This is a genomic window from Streptomyces sp. NPDC006197, assembly GCF_040613865.1.
GTDB lineage: Bacteria > Actinomycetota > Actinomycetes > Streptomycetales > Streptomycetaceae > Streptomyces.
In genome coordinates this window covers 1-14,144 of sequence record NZ_JBEXSZ010000028.1, presented here as the reverse complement: position 1 = coordinate 14,144, position 14,144 = coordinate 1, and the positions used below count along the sequence as shown (strand labels likewise).

The 14,144-nt window shown below is 74.1% G+C and carries 10 protein-coding genes; all 10 read left to right on the top strand.

The window, feature by feature from the left end:
* The first annotated feature begins 5 nt into the window (after positions 1 to 5).
* The 10 genes from ABZ318_RS11835 (at position 6) to moeZ (ending at position 14,048) form a co-directional block, all read left to right on the top strand.
* Positions 6 to 1,568, top strand: a complete 1,563-nt coding sequence (locus ABZ318_RS11835; RefSeq protein ID WP_356902319.1) for a DUF3152 domain-containing protein — start codon at positions 6 to 8, stop codon at positions 1,566 to 1,568.
* Positions 1,569 to 1,915: 347 nt separating this feature from the next.
* Positions 1,916 to 3,643 carry an ABC transporter substrate-binding protein gene (locus ABZ318_RS11830; RefSeq protein ID WP_356902318.1) on the top strand — a complete coding sequence of 576 codons (1,728 nt, stop codon included), beginning with the start codon at positions 1,916 to 1,918 and terminating at the stop codon, positions 3,641 to 3,643.
* On the top strand, positions 3,640 to 4,617 hold the full coding sequence (locus tag ABZ318_RS11825) for an ABC transporter permease (protein ID WP_356902317.1): 978 nt from the start codon (positions 3,640 to 3,642) through the stop codon (positions 4,615 to 4,617). The genes ABZ318_RS11830 and ABZ318_RS11825 overlap by 4 nt, the downstream gene beginning before the upstream one ends.
* Positions 4,614 to 5,603, top strand: coding sequence for an ABC transporter permease (locus ABZ318_RS11820; RefSeq protein WP_356902316.1), 990 nt, complete (start codon positions 4,614 to 4,616; stop codon positions 5,601 to 5,603). The genes ABZ318_RS11825 and ABZ318_RS11820 overlap by 4 nt, the downstream gene beginning before the upstream one ends.
* A gap of 77 nt (positions 5,604 to 5,680) precedes the next feature.
* On the top strand, positions 5,681 to 7,342 hold the full coding sequence (locus ABZ318_RS11815; protein WP_356902363.1) for an ABC transporter ATP-binding protein: 1,662 nt from the start codon (positions 5,681 to 5,683) through the stop codon (positions 7,340 to 7,342).
* A gap of 190 nt (positions 7,343 to 7,532) precedes the next feature.
* Positions 7,533 to 9,191 carry a glycosyltransferase gene (locus ABZ318_RS11810; RefSeq protein ID WP_356902315.1) on the top strand — a complete coding sequence of 553 codons (1,659 nt, stop codon included), beginning with the start codon at positions 7,533 to 7,535 and terminating at the stop codon, positions 9,189 to 9,191.
* 13 nt (positions 9,192 to 9,204) lie between these two features.
* Positions 9,205 to 10,911 carry a hypothetical protein gene (locus ABZ318_RS11805; RefSeq protein ID WP_356902314.1) on the top strand — a complete coding sequence of 569 codons (1,707 nt, stop codon included), beginning with the start codon at positions 9,205 to 9,207 and terminating at the stop codon, positions 10,909 to 10,911.
* Positions 10,912 to 11,100: 189 nt separating this feature from the next.
* Positions 11,101 to 12,072: an NAD-dependent epimerase/dehydratase family protein gene (locus ABZ318_RS11800; protein ID WP_356902313.1), complete on the top strand. Its 972-nt coding sequence runs from the start codon at positions 11,101 to 11,103 to the stop codon at positions 12,070 to 12,072.
* Positions 12,060 to 12,806, top strand: coding sequence for a spherulation-specific family 4 protein (locus ABZ318_RS11795; RefSeq protein ID WP_356902312.1), 747 nt, complete (start codon positions 12,060 to 12,062; stop codon positions 12,804 to 12,806). The genes ABZ318_RS11800 and ABZ318_RS11795 overlap by 13 nt, the downstream gene beginning before the upstream one ends.
* 63 nt (positions 12,807 to 12,869) lie before the next feature.
* A complete protein-coding gene (gene moeZ, locus ABZ318_RS11790) occupies positions 12,870 to 14,048 on the top strand; it encodes an adenylyltransferase/sulfurtransferase MoeZ (RefSeq protein WP_356902311.1) in 1,179 nt (392 codons plus the stop codon).
* Positions 14,049 to 14,144: the final 96 nt, after the last annotated feature.

Genomic DNA, 14,144 nt, shown 5'->3' with positions numbered 1-14,144 from the left:
GGGGCGTGGGACGACATAGTCGCAAGGGCTCCGCGCCCTCGGTGGCCGACACCGGGCAGCAGGCGGGAGCGGGGACGGGGACGGGGCCGGGAGCGTCCCCGGCAGGGCCGCCGCCCGGGACGGGACGCCGACGCAGGACCACGACCACGGCCGGCGGCGGCCAGGACACCACCGGCCCCCAGGGGTACGGGACCCCGGCCCACGGCACGCCGATGTACGGAACCCCGGCACAGGGGACTCCGCAGTACGGGACCCCGACCCAGGGGGCACCGCGCCAAGGGGCGCCGGTCCAAGGGGCTCCGCGTCACGGGACCCCCGCGCACGGCACACCCCAGTACGGGACCCCGGGTCAAGGAGCGCCGCGCCCGGGGGCGCCGGCACAAGGGGCTCCGCGTCACGGCACCCCCGCGCACGGCACTCCCCAGTACGGGGCTCCGGCTCAGGGGGCTCCGGGGCGTGGGGCGGCCGGGTACGGGGGGCCGCGGCATGCCACGCCCGCCCACGGGACCCCCGCGTACCCCGGCGCGCCCGGCACCCCGGCGCACGGCGTCCCCGCCTACGGGGCGGCCGTACGGGGCGGTCATCCGCAGCACGACGAGACCTCCGCCCCGCGCCCCGCGTCCTACGGCCCCCGCGGCGCCACCGCCCGGGCCGCCGCACCCGAACAGGACGCCGCCGAGGCGTCGTTCGTCCCCGCGCCGCGCCGGGAGGTCGCCGACGGGAGCCCGGATCCGGAGGCCCCGGCCTCCCGGGGCGGGCTCGGCCGCGCCCTCGCCGGAATCGCGGCCGCCGCCGTCGCCACCGTCCTCGCCGTCGTCGTCACCGGGCAGGTCACGGGCAGGGGCGAGTCCCCGGCCGCCGCCCACGCCGCCGGGAAGCCCGCCGAGCGGCCCGCGGACGACACCTCCGCATCCCGCTCCGACGACCGGCCCGTCCCGGCGAAACCGGCGCCCGCCGCCGCCCCGCCGACGTACGAGCAGCTGATGACCCGCCAGTTCCCGATCGACCCGAAGCTGAAGGGCTCCGGGGAGTTCGAGGCCGTGCCGGGCCTGGCGAAGGCGCCCGGGAAGGGGCGGCTGATCCGCTACCGGGTCGACGTCGAGAAGGGGATCGGTCTCGATCCGAAGCTCTTCGCCGACGCCGTGCAGAAGACCCTCAACGACAAGCGCAGTTGGGCCGGTCGGGGCGAGATGACCTTCGAGCGCATTTCCAGCGGCGAGCCGGAGTTCGTGATCACCCTGGCCAGTCCGGGGACCACCGGTGCCTGGTGTGCGAAGTCCGGGCTCGACACCACCGTCGACAACGTCTCGTGCGACTCGGCCTCGACCCAGCGCGTGATGATCAACGCGTTCCGCTGGGCGAAGGGGTCGGACACCTTCGGTCCGAAGGCGATGCACGCCTATCGTCAGATGCTCATCAACCACGAGGTCGGACACCGCCTCGGGCACGGGCACGTCAACTGCAGCACGCCGGGCGCGCTCGCACCCGTGATGCAGCAGCAGACGAAGTCCCTGGACATCGACGGCATCAAGTGCCGCCCCAACCCCTGGGTGTATCCGGCGAGTTGACGGCCCGTCCCGTCGAGGGGTGTCCGCATCCCGAGACGGTCGTCTCGGGACGGCGCGTATGCCCGTTGACACCGCTCACGTGTTCGTCCATATTTCTCGGCATGTCGCCCCGTCACGCCGTTTCCGACAGCGCCGCCCTCGAGCTGGCGCTCTTCGGCGTGACCGGACACACGGTCGCCGACATTCTCTGTAGCTGACGCAGCCCGAGCGCTCGTCGGCTTTCTTTTTCTCTCGCCGCGCCCGGGTTCTTCATTCCCGCAGGCGCCGTCCCCCTTTCGGGCTTTTTCCCCGTGCCTGCGGAATTCCCTTTCTCCTTTCCGCAGTCCACCCCGAGAGGTCTCTTTCCGATGCGTCATTCGTCCGTCATCCCGCGCCGCGTGGCAGCGGTCGCCGTCAGTGTCGTCCTGGCCTCGGGCGCCGCCGCCTGCGGCCCCGAGGGCGCCGGCGCCGAGGGCGGCACCTCCGGCAAGGCGGCGGGCGCCCCGCGGAAGGGCGGCACGCTCACCGTCCTCAACAGCGAGGCCCAGAGCGACTTCGACCCGGCCCGCCTCTACACCTCCGGCGGCGGCAACGTCCCCTCCCTCGTCTTCCGCACGCTCACCACCCGCAACCGCGAGGCGGGCGCCGCCGGCACCCAGGTCGTCCCCGACCTCGCCACCGACACCGGCCGCCCCAACAAGGACGCCACGGAGTGGACTTACACGCTGAAGGAGGGCCTGAAGTTCGAGGACGGCACGCCCATCACCAGCGCCGACATCAAGTACGGCATCGAGCGCTCCTTCGCGGCCGAGCTCTCCGGCGGCGCGCCCTACCTGCGCGACTGGCTCGTCGGCGGCGACACGTACGAAGGCCCGTACAAGGGCGGCAAGGGCCTGGCGTCGATCGTCACCCCCGACGCGCGGACCATCGTCTTCAAGCTGAAGAAGCCCGAGGGCGAGTTCCCCTTCGTCGCCACGCAGACGCAGTTCGCCCCCGTCCCCAAGGCCAAGGACACCGGCGCCAGGTACGAGGAGCACCCGGTCTCCTCCGGCCCGTACAAGGTCGTGAAGAACGAGAACGACGGCGAGCACCTCGTCCTGGAGCGCAACGCGCACTGGGACCCGAAGACCGACGAGGAGCGCAAGGCCTACCCGGACAAGATCGACGTCAGGTCCGGCCTCGACGAGGCCGTCATCAACCAGCGCCTCGCCACCTCCTCCGGCGCCGACGCCTCCGCCGTCACCACCGACACCAACCTCGGCCCCGCCGAACTCGCCCAGATCGGATCCGACCAGGCGCTCGCCGCCCGCGTCGGCACCGGCCACTTCGGCTTCACCGCCTACCTCGCCTTCAACCCGAAGGTGAAGCCCTTCGACAACCCCAAGGTCCGCCAGGCGATCTCGTACGCGATCAACCGCACCAGCGTCGTCAACGCGGCCGGCGGCTCCGCGCTCGCCGAGGCCACCACCACCTTCCTGCCCGAGCAGAAGGCCTTCGGCCACACCCCGTACGACCACTTCCCGGCCGGGAGGACCGGCGACCCGGCCAAGGCCAGGCAGCTCCTGAAGGAGGCCGGGTACCCGAACGGCCTGACCGTCACCCTGCTCCACTCCACCGCCCAGAACCGGCTCACCAGCCCCGAGGTCGCCACCGCCGTCCAGGAGGCCCTCGGCAAGGCCGGCATCACCGTCGAGCTCGACGGACAGGAGCCCAACTCCTTCAACGAGAAGCGCTGGAGCGTCAAGGACGCCCCCGGCTTCTTCCTCTCCCGCTGGGGCGCCGACTGGCCGGCCGGCGGCCCGTTCCTCGCGCCGATCTTCGACGGACGCCAGATCGTCACCAACGGCTCCAACTACAACCACGCGCAGCTGAACGACCCGGCGGTCAACAAGGAGATCGACGAGATCAACAAGCTGACCGACCTCAAGGCCGCAGCCGCCCGCTGGGGCGCCCTCGACAAGAAGATCGGCGAGCAGGCCCTCGACGTGCCGCTCTTCCACCCGGTCTACAAGCGGCTCGTCGGCAAGGACGTCAAGAACGTCGTCATCAGCGACTGGACCGGCGTCCTCGACGTCTCGCAGGTCGCGGTCAAGTGACCACGGTGACCGACGCGCCGGCGCCCGTGACGGGACCTCCCGCCACGGGCGCCGCCCGGCAGGTGTGGCGACGGCTGCGCACCCGCCCGGCCGCCCTCGCCTCCGCCGCCGTCCTCCTCCTGCTCGTCCTCCTCGCCCTCGCCGCGCCGCTGCTCGCCGCCCTGGCGGGCCAGGACCCGCACACGTACCACGACGACCTCGTCGACTCGGCCCGCGGCGGCGTCCCGTACGGCGCCTTCGGCGGGGCGAGCGCCGACCACTGGCTCGGCATCGAACCCGGCACCGGCCGCGACCTGTTCGTCCGGCTCCTGTACGGCGCCCGGATCTCGCTCCTCGTCGCCGTCGGCGCCACCGTCGTCCAGGTCCTGGTCGGGCTGCTCGTCGGCCTCGTCGCCGGACTCGGCAACCGCTGGGTCGACGGCGCCCTCGGCCGGATCACCGACGTCTTCCTCGCCCTGCCGTTCCTCGTCCTCGCCATCGCGCTCACCGCCGTCGTCCCCCGCGACTTCCCGCGCCCGCTGCTGCTCGTCCTGGTCATCGGGCTGCTCGGCTGGGCCGGCACCTCCCGGATCGTGCGCGCCCAGACCCTCACCCTCAAGGGCCTCGACTTCGTCGCCGCCTCACGGCTCGCCGGCTCGGGGCGGTGGCGGACCGCCCGGCGCGAGCTGCTGCCCTCGCTCGCCGCACCCGTCATCACGTACGCGGCGATCCTCGTCCCCACCAACATCGTGGTCGAGGCCTCGCTCTCCTTCCTCGGCGTGGGCGTCACCCCGCCCACCCCCTCCTGGGGGCAGATGCTGTCCACCGCGCAGACCTGGTTCCGGGCCGACCCGGCGTACGTCCTGCTCCCGGCCGGACTGCTCTTCACGACCGTGCTCGCCTTCACCGTCCTCGGCGACGCCGTCCGCACCGCCCTCGACCCGCGCGAGGCCGGCCGACTCGGCGTGGGCACGCGAAAGGAGACCTCCCGGTGACCCGCTACGTCCTGAAACGGCTCGCGGGCGCCGCGCTCGTCCTCCTCGCGCTCTCCGTCCTCGTCTACGCCCTGTTCTACGTCGTGCCCGGCGACCCCGCCCGGCTCGCCTGCGGCGAACGCTGCAACCCGCAGCAGATCGCCCAGGTACGGGAGCAACTCGGCCTGAACAAGAGCGTGTTCGCCCAGTACCTGCACTTCCTCCAGGGCGTCTTCGCCGGCCGCGACCACTCCACCGGCACCGGCGTCCTGCACTGCGACGCGCCCTGCCTCGGCCTGTCGTACCAGACCGACCAGCAGGTCACCGAGCTCGTCCTGGACCGGCTGCCCGCCACCGCCTCGCTCGCCCTCGGCGCCATGGTGATCTGGCTCGTCGTCGGCATCGGCACCGGGCTGCTCTCCGCGCTCCGCCGCGGCGGACTCACCGAACGGGCCCTCACCGTGCTCACCCTCGCCGGCACCGGCACGCCCGTCTTCATCCTGGGCCTGCTGCTGCTCATGGCGGTCTGCGCCTACCTCCAGTGGCTGCCCTTCCCCTCGTACGTGCCGCTCGGCGAGGACCCCGAGCAGTGGGCCTGGAACATGCTGCTGCCCTGGCTCACCCTCGGCTTCTTCGAATCCGCCAAGTACGCGCGGCTCACCCGCAGTTCCACCCTGGAGACGCTCGCCGAGGACCACATCCGGACCTTCCGCGCGTACGGGGTGGGGGAGCGGTCCGTCGTCACCCGCCACGCGCTGCGCGGCGCCGTGCCGCCGGTCATCGCGCTCAGTGCCGTCGACCTCGGCACCATGTTCGGCGGGGCCGTGCTGACCGAGTCGCTCTTCGGCATCCCCGGGCTCGGCAAGACCCTCATCGACGGCGTCCGCCACGTCGACCTGCCGGTCGTCGTGGGCATCGTGTTCCTCACCGGGGTCGCCGTGGTCCTCGCGAACGTCGTCGCCGACCTCCTCTACGCCCTCGCCGACCGAAGGGTCGCCCTGACATGACGCTCCCGAACCCCCGGCCCGGCACCGCGACCCCGCTCGCCGAACCGACCCCCCGACCCGGCCCCGCGACCCCGCTCGTGGAGGTCGACCGCCTCACCGTCGAATTCCCGCGTGAGGCCGGCGCCGTACGGGCCGTCGACGGGCTCTCCTTCACCCTGGAGGCCGGCCGCGCGCTCGCCCTCGTCGGCGAGTCCGGCAGCGGCAAGTCCACCGTCGCCGGCGCCCTCCTCGGCCTCCACCGGGGCACGGGCGCGCGGCTCGGCGGCACCGTGCGGGTCGACGGCATCGACGTCGGCGCCGCCGGCCCCGCCGAGCTGCGGCGGCTGCGCGGCGGGGTGGCCGCCATGGTCTTCCAGGACCCGCTGTCCGCCCTGGACCCCTACTACTCCGTCGGCGACCAGATCGCCGAGGTCTATCGGATCCATCATTCTGGATCCAAGATCCACCACCCTGGATCCAAGATCCATCATTTTGGATCCAGAAAAGCGGCCCGGGCCCGCGCCATCGAAGTCCTCGACCGCGTCGGCATCCCCGACGCGACCCGCCGCTCCCGCTCCCGCCCGCACGAGTTCAGCGGCGGCATGCGGCAGCGCGCCCTCCTCGCCATGGCCCTCGTCTGCGAGCCGCAGCTCATCGTCGCCGACGAACCCACCACCGCCCTCGACGTCACCGTGCAGGCCCAGATCCTCGACCTGCTGCACGAACTGCGGCGCGAGACCGGCACCGCCCTGCTCCTCGTCACCCACGACGTGGGCGTGGCCGCCGAGAGCGTCGACGAGGTGCTCGTCATGCGCCACGGGCGCGAGGTCGAGCGCGGCGCCGTCGCCGGAGTGCTCGGCGCGCCCTCGGCGCCGTACACGCGCGCGCTGCTCTCCGCCGTGCCCCGGCTCGACGGACCGGTCCGGACCGCCCCCGAGACGAAGGAGACGCTCCTCGAAGCGGTCGACCTGCGACGGGAGTTCGGCCGGGGCAAGACCGCCGTGACCGCCGTCGACGGGGCCTCCCTCACCGTCCGCGCGGGCGAGACCCTCGGCGTCGTCGGCGAGTCCGGCAGCGGCAAGACCACCCTCGGCCGGATGCTCGTCCGCCTCCTCGACCCCACCGCCGGCGAACTCCGCTACCGGGGCGAGGAGATCGGCGGCCTTTCCGACAAGCGGCTGCTCCCGTACCGGCACGAACTCCAGATGGTCTTCCAGGACCCCGTCTCCTCGCTCAACCCGCGCCGCTCCGTCGGCGAGTCGATCGCCGACCCGCTGCGCGTGGCGGGGGAGCGGGACGAGACCCGGATCCGGGACAGGGTGCGCGACCTGCTCGACCGCGTGGGACTCGACCCCGACCGGTACGCGGCCTACCCGCACGAGTTCAGCGGCGGCCAGCGCCAGCGCGTCGGCATCGCCCGCGCGCTCGCCGCCGAACCCCGGCTGATCGTCTGCGACGAGCCCGTCTCCGCGCTCGACGTCACCACCCAGGCCCAGGTCACCGCGCTGCTCGCCGAGCTCCAGGCCGAACTCGGCCTCGGACTCGTCTTCATCGCCCACGACCTCGCCGTCGTCCGGCAGGTCAGCGACCGGGTCGCCGTCATGCGCGGGGGCCGGATCGTCGAACAGGGCACGGTGGACGAGGTGTACGGAGCGCCCCAGGACCCGTACACCCGGCAGCTGCTCGCCGCCGTCCCCTCCCTCGACCCGGTCCTCGCGGCGGAGCGCAGGGAACGACGCCAGGAGCTGGCCGCCGCCTGACTCTCCGTGATCACCCCGCCGCTTACCGCGACAGAACGCGACCGGGGTGGGAAAGTTACGTGCATTCACCCCTTCCGGTGGTGCGACGGACAACCGTCCGTCGCGCCACCGTTGTCTCCGCTTACGTTTTTCCCGCTGCGAGTCACCGGGCCGACGGTGGCCGCCGTCAAGGGAGATCGGGGGTGCACGCGTGCGGATCGGACTGCTCACGGAGGGTGGCTACCCGTACGCCACCGGTGAGTCCGGACGCTGGTGCGAACGGCTCGTGCGCGGGCTCGGACAGCACCGGTTCGACCTCTACGCCCTCGGCCCCGCCGGTACCCCGCAGCCCCTGCCACCCCACGCCCGCGTCGCCCGCACCGCCGACCTCGGCGGTCCCGACGCGGCCCCGGCGGCCTCCGGAGCGTGGAGCCCCTGCGCGCCGCGCGCCTCCCGCCGGGCCTACGGCCGCCACGAGCGGCGCCGCTTCACCGAGGCCTACCACCGGCTCGCCACCGGACTCTGCGCCGAGGACGGCGAGGGCGAAGGGGGCAGCGGCGAGACCCCCTTCGCCGACGGGCTCTACGCCCTCGCCGAACTCGCCCGCGAGCGCGGCGGGCTGCCCGGGGCGCTCCGCTCCGACGACGCCGTCCGCGCCCTGGAGGCCGCCTGCCGCGCGCCCGGCGCACGCCGGGGCGCGGCCGCCGCCGGACTCCCCGACCACCTCGCCTTCGCCGAGCACCTGGAGCGGGCCCTGCGCCCCCTCTCGCTCGACTGGTACGGGGACGACGCGCTCGGCGCCGCCGACCTCTGCCACGCCGCCGCCGGAGGCACCACCGCCCTCCCCGGCCTGCTGGCCAAACGCTTCTTCGGAACTCCGCTGCTCGTCACCGAGTACGGCGTACCGCTGCGCGCCCACTACCTCTCCGCGGCCGGCACCGACCGCTCCGCCCCCCTGCGCGCCCTGCTCGCCGCCCTCCACGGCCGGCTCGCCGGCGAGATCTACCGGCAGGCCGCCCTGCTCACCCCCGGCAACGCCCACGCCCGCCGCTGGCAGGAGAAGTGCGGCGCCGACCGGGCCCGCATCCGCACCGTCCACCCCGGCATGGCCGCCGAGCGCTTCGCCGAGGTCGGCGAGGACGAGGCGAGCGGCGACCCCGCCACCCTCGTCTGGGTCGGCCGCGTCGAACCCGCCAAGGACCTCATCGGCCTCCTCCACGCCTTCGCCGAGATCCGGGCCCGCCAGCCCGACGCCCGGCTGCGGATCGTCGCCGTGCCCGAACGCGAACCGGGCGGCGGCGCCTACCTCACCTACTGCAAGGGGCTCGCCGCCCAGCTCTTCCCCGACGAGGCCCCCGGGGCGCACGCCGTCGGCGAGAACCCCGTCGCCTTCGAGGAACTCGGCGGCCCCGAGGCGCCCACCCTGGAGGACACGTACGCCTCCGGCGCGCTCGTCGTCATGTCCAGCCTCGTCGAGGGCTTCCCCGCCAGCCTCGTCGAAGCGATGTTCTGCGCACGGGCCACCGTCTCCACCGACGTCGGCGCCGTCGTCGAGATCATCGGCGGCACCGGCCTCGTCGTCCCCCCGCGCAACCCCCGGGCGCTCGCCGACGCCTGCCTCGCGCTGCTCCGCGACCCCGAGCGCCGCCACCGGCTCGGCGCCGCCGCCCGCGCCCGCGCGCTCGAACTCTTCACCGTCGAACAGAACCTCGCCGCGTTCCGCGGCATCTACCTCGAACTCCTCTCCCACGCGCCGGTGCGCCACCGCCCCGGGGACGGCGTCCCCTTCGCCCACCCGGCCGAGGCCCATGTGCCCGGCAGTTGGGCGCACAAGACCGTGACCGCGGGGACGGGAGCCCCCGATGCCTGAAGGAGGCACCCCCATGCGCGGCTCCGCCGCCCCGACGAGCCCCGGAGCCTGGGACGCGCGCTCCGAAGCCCTCCTCGGCACCCCCACCCTCACCACGGCCGGCACTCTCGACCTGCGCGCCCCCGCCCCCGGGGACCCCGCCGACGCCGCCCCCTCCGCGATAGCCCCACCCCCGGAGACGGCCACCACGACGCCCCCGCACCCCGGCACGGCCTGGGGCACACCGGCCCCGGCGCCGACGGACCGCCAGGAACCGGCGCAGGAGGAGCGGCAGGCCCCGGCGCCGACGGACCGGCAGGAACCGGCCTCGGATGCCGCGGCCCCGTCGGATTCGCCGACCCCGACGGACTCCGACCGGGCCCCGAAGGGCCCGGACCCGGCCTCGACGGACCCCGGCCCGACCCCGGAGCCGGCCGAGCCGGCCAACCGGGCCGAGCCGGCCGAAGGGATCCGCGTCGAGGACCGCCCCGCGGACGCCGCGGACGCCACCACGCACCGGCCCACGCCGGCAGGCACCGCCGTGGACGCCGCCGCGCACCAGCCTGCCCCGGCAGGCGTCGCCGCGCACCGCTCCGCCCCGGTCGGCACCGCCGCAGACGAGACCGGTCACCGCCCCGCACCGGCAGGCGTCGCCGCGCCCCGCCCCGTACCCGTCGGCACCGCCGTGGACGCCGCCCGCGCCCGGGGGCGTCGGGGGCAGGCCGATCCCGTGAAGGTGCTCATGCACCGGCATCGGGAGCTCTGTGAGCGGGCCGTCGACCCGCTGGAGATCGCCGCGGGTCTCGAAGCGCAGGGGTTCACCGACCGGACCGCCGCGCGGTTCCGGCACCGGGACGTGTTCTCGCTCGCCGAGGAGCTGTACGCGCGCGTGCCCCGCGGACAGGAGAGGCCCATGCCCGTCGCGGAGCCGGAGCGGGCACGGGCGCCCTGGGCGCTCGCCGCCCTCGCTCCCGGCGGGGCCGCCGGGCTCACGGGACTCGGGCTCACCTTCAGCCACGGGCCCGTGCGGATCGCCGTCGGGGCCGCCGGAGCCCTCGCCCTCGGCGGGGCCCTGCTGCTCGCCGTCCGGCAGGGCCCCTTCCGCGCCCCGGACGGAGGGACCGCCCCCGCCGCACGGCTCTGGACCCTCTGGCTCCTGGCGTACGCGGTCGGCGGCGACGGCCTCCTGCACCAGGTCCTCACCGGCGGCCCCGACGGACCCTGGGAGATCACCCCCGCGCCCCTCCTGGGACTCGCCCTCGCCGTCGCCCCCGCCGCCTGGGGCGCCCACCTCTTCGCGAGCCGGGCCCGCCGCCGGATCGCCGACAGCCGCGGCCTCGCCGACTTCGCCGCCGCCACCCGGCCGCTGCTCCTCGGCACCGTGACCCTCCAACTCCTCGCCCTCGCCGGCCTGCTCGCCCTCACCGGCTTCAGCTCCGGAGCCCTCGCCCTCGGGGCGCTCCTGCTGCTCGCCCGGCTCCACACCGTCCACGGCCATCCCGAGACGGCCGCCACCGTCCTCGCCGCAGCCTGCGCCGGCGAGGGCCTCGCCCTCGCGAGCGTCCTCGCCGCCCGTGTCCCCGTCCCCGGCTTCGACGCGCTCGCCGCCCCGGTGCGCACCCTCGTCGAGGCCTGGGGGCCCGGGGCCGTACCCACCCTCGTCTGCGGCGCCGCCGCGCTCGGCCTGCTGGCCCACGCGACCGGCGCCCTCGCCCGGGCCTCGGCCCACGCCACCCCGTGACAACCAGCCGCAGCCTCGGCGACCACAGCAACCCCCACCCCGCCGAGCCTCCCGTGAAGAACCTTCCCGCACCCGCGGAGCCGACGCCGCGGGCGTGCCCCGTCACCTCTCTCACCACCCCGCAAGGAGAACGAAGATCATGACCCCTCGAACCCAAGGACCGGCCGGTCGGCACGTAGGGGCCGCACGATGAGGGTGCTACTGCTCGGAGCCAACGGCTTCATCGGACGCTTCGTCGCCGACCGGCTGCTCGCCGACCCGGCCGTCCACCTCACCGCGCTCGGCCGGGGCGACGACGCCGACGTGCGCTTCGACCTCGCCTCCGGCAGCCCCGGCGCGCTCACCCGCTTCCTGGACGCCGTCCACCCCGGAGTCGTCGTCAACTGCGCCGGGGCCACCCGGGGCGGCGCCCGCGAGCTGACCCGGCACAACACCGTCGCCGTCGCCACCGTCTGCGAGGCCCTGCGCCGCAGCGGCTGCGGGGCCCGGCTCGTCCAGGTCGGCTGCGCCTCGGAGTACGGGCCGAGCCAGCCCGGCTCCTCCACGGCCGAGGACGCGATCCCGCGCCCCGGCGGCCCGTACGGCGTGTCCAAGCTGGCCGCGACGGAACTCGTCCTCGGCTCCGGGCTCGACGCCGTCGTCCTGCGGGTCTTCTCCCCGGTCGGCCCCGGCACGCCGGCCGGTTCCCCGCTCGGCCGTCTCGCCGAGGCGATGCGCCGCGCCATGCAGGCCGGGGACGGCGAGCTCAAGCTCAGCGGCCTCGGCGTGCAGCGGGACTTCGTCGACGTACGGGACGTGGCGCGGGCCGTCCACGCCGCCTCCCTCTCCGCCGCCCAGGGCGTCGTCAACATCGGCACCGGCCGCGCCGTCAAGCTCCGGGACGCCGCCGCGGTCCTCGCCCGGGTCGCCGGCTACTCCGGCAACCTGCACGAGCTGGACGCCCCGCACGGCATCCCGCAGCGCCCGGTGATCGGCGCCCCCCGCACCGAGGGGACCATCGCCGACCAGCTGGCCTCCGCCCCGTACCCGTACCCCGACGGCTGCGGACCCTGGCAGCAGGCGGACGTCCGCACCGCCCGCGACCGGCTCGGCTGGCGGCCCCGGATCAATCTGGAGGAGTCCCTCGCCGACATCTGGATGGAGGCGGCGTGTCGCATCTGACGGGGACCACGGCCACCGGGGCCGTCCAGGCGCTCGGCTTCGGCGTCCCCGGCTACGCCCATCCGCTGCTCGCCCCCGTCGAGTGGGCCGAGCTGACCCGCCCCGGGACCCCGCTGCACTGGGCGGTGCTCAACGTGGCGGAGGGCCCCGGGAGCCGCCCCGACCCACACTGTCTGGAAGCGGCCGGGAAGCTGCGGAACGCCGGGGTGAAGGTGCTCGGGCACCTGGACCTGGCGTACGGCTCCCGGCCCTTCGGGGAGCTGGTCTCGGACGCCCACCGCTTCCTCGACTGGTACCGGATCGACGGTTTCTACCTGGACCGGGCCCCCGCCGACCGGGCGGACCTGGCCGGGACGCGGCGGCTCACCGCGGCCCTGGAGGCCGTGCTCGGCGGCGAGGCCCACCTCGTCCTCGGCCACGGCACCCACCCCCATCCGGGGTACGCCGAGGCCGCCGACCAGCTGGTGACCTTCGTCGGCTCCTGGGTGGACTACCGCTGGTCGCAGGTGGCGGAGTGGACCGCCGAGTACACGGAGGCCAAGTTCGTCCACCTCGTCCACGGGATTCCGCGCACCCACCTGGACGAGGCCCTGCGGATCGCCCGCTGGCAGGGGGCGGGGACGATCTTCTTCACGGACCGCGCGGGGCGGCCGGGACAAAGTGCCCCATTCCAATCGCTGCCCGGCTACTGGGACGAAATCGTCTCGCGGATCGGAACGGGTGTCTCGGAATGAGAAGGGGCGTGGCAGTGTTACGGGGAGAACAACCGTACTGACATACCGACCATCGGAGACTCCGTGTCGCTGCCACCCCTGGTCGAGCCGGCTTCCGAGCTCACCGTAGACGAGGTCCGCAGGTACTCCCGCCACCTGATCATCCCGGATGTCGGGATGGACGGACAGAAGCGGCTGAAGAACGCCAAGGTGCTCTGTGTGGGCGCCGGCGGTCTCGGTTCCCCGGCCCTGATGTACCTGGCCGCCGCCGGCGTGGGCACGCTCGGCATCGTGGAGTTCGACGAGGTCGACGAGTCGAACCTCCAGCGCCAGATCATCCACAGCCAGGCCGACATCGGCCGCTCCAAGGCCGAGTCGGCGCGCGACAGCGTGCTCGGCATCAACCCGTACGTGAACGTGATCCTTCACGAGGAGCGGCTCGAGGCCGACAACGTGATGGACATCTTCGGTCAGTACGACCTGATCGTCGACGGCACCGACAACTTCGCCACCCGCTACCTGGTGAACGACGCCTGCGTGCTGCTGAACAAGCCGTACGTCTGGGGCTCGATCTACCGCTTCGACGGCCAGGCGTCCGTCTTCTGGTCCGAGTACGGCCCCTGCTACCGCTGCCTCTACCCGGAGCCCCCGCCGCCGGGCATGGTCCCGTCCTGCGCCGAGGGCGGCGTCCTGGGCGTGCTCTGCGCGTCCATCGGCTCCATCCAGGTCACCGAGGCCATCAAGGTCCTGGCCGGCGTGGGCGACCCGCTGGTCGGCCGTCTGATGATCTACGACGCCCTGGAGATGCAGTACCGCCAGGTCAAGGTCCGCAAGGACCCCAACTGCGCGGTCTGCGGCGAGAACCCGACCGTCACCGAGCTCATCGACTACGAGGCCTTCTGCGGCGTCGTGTCCGAGGAGGCCCAGGAGGCGGCGCTCGGCTCGACGATCACTCCGAAGCAGCTCAAGGAGTGGATCGACGCGGACGAGAAGATCGACATCATCGACGTCCGCGAGCCGAACGAGTACGAGATCGTCTCGATCCCGGGCGCGCGCCTGATCCCGAAGAACGAGTTCCTGATGGGCGACGCCCTCCAGGACCTCCCGCAGGACCGGCGGATCGTCCTGCACTGCAAGACGGGTGTCCGCAGTGCGGAAGTCCTCGCGGTGCTCAAGTCCGCGGGCTTCGCGGACGCGGTCCACGTCGGCGGCGGCGTGATCGGCTGGGTCCACCAGATCGAGCCCGAGAAGCCGGTCTACTAGGACGCACCACGGAAGGCCTCGGACCCGCGTCGTCCTCCACGGCCGCGAACAGGTGGTCCTTGGGGACGACGACGACCGTCGTCTCCGTGTAGAGCG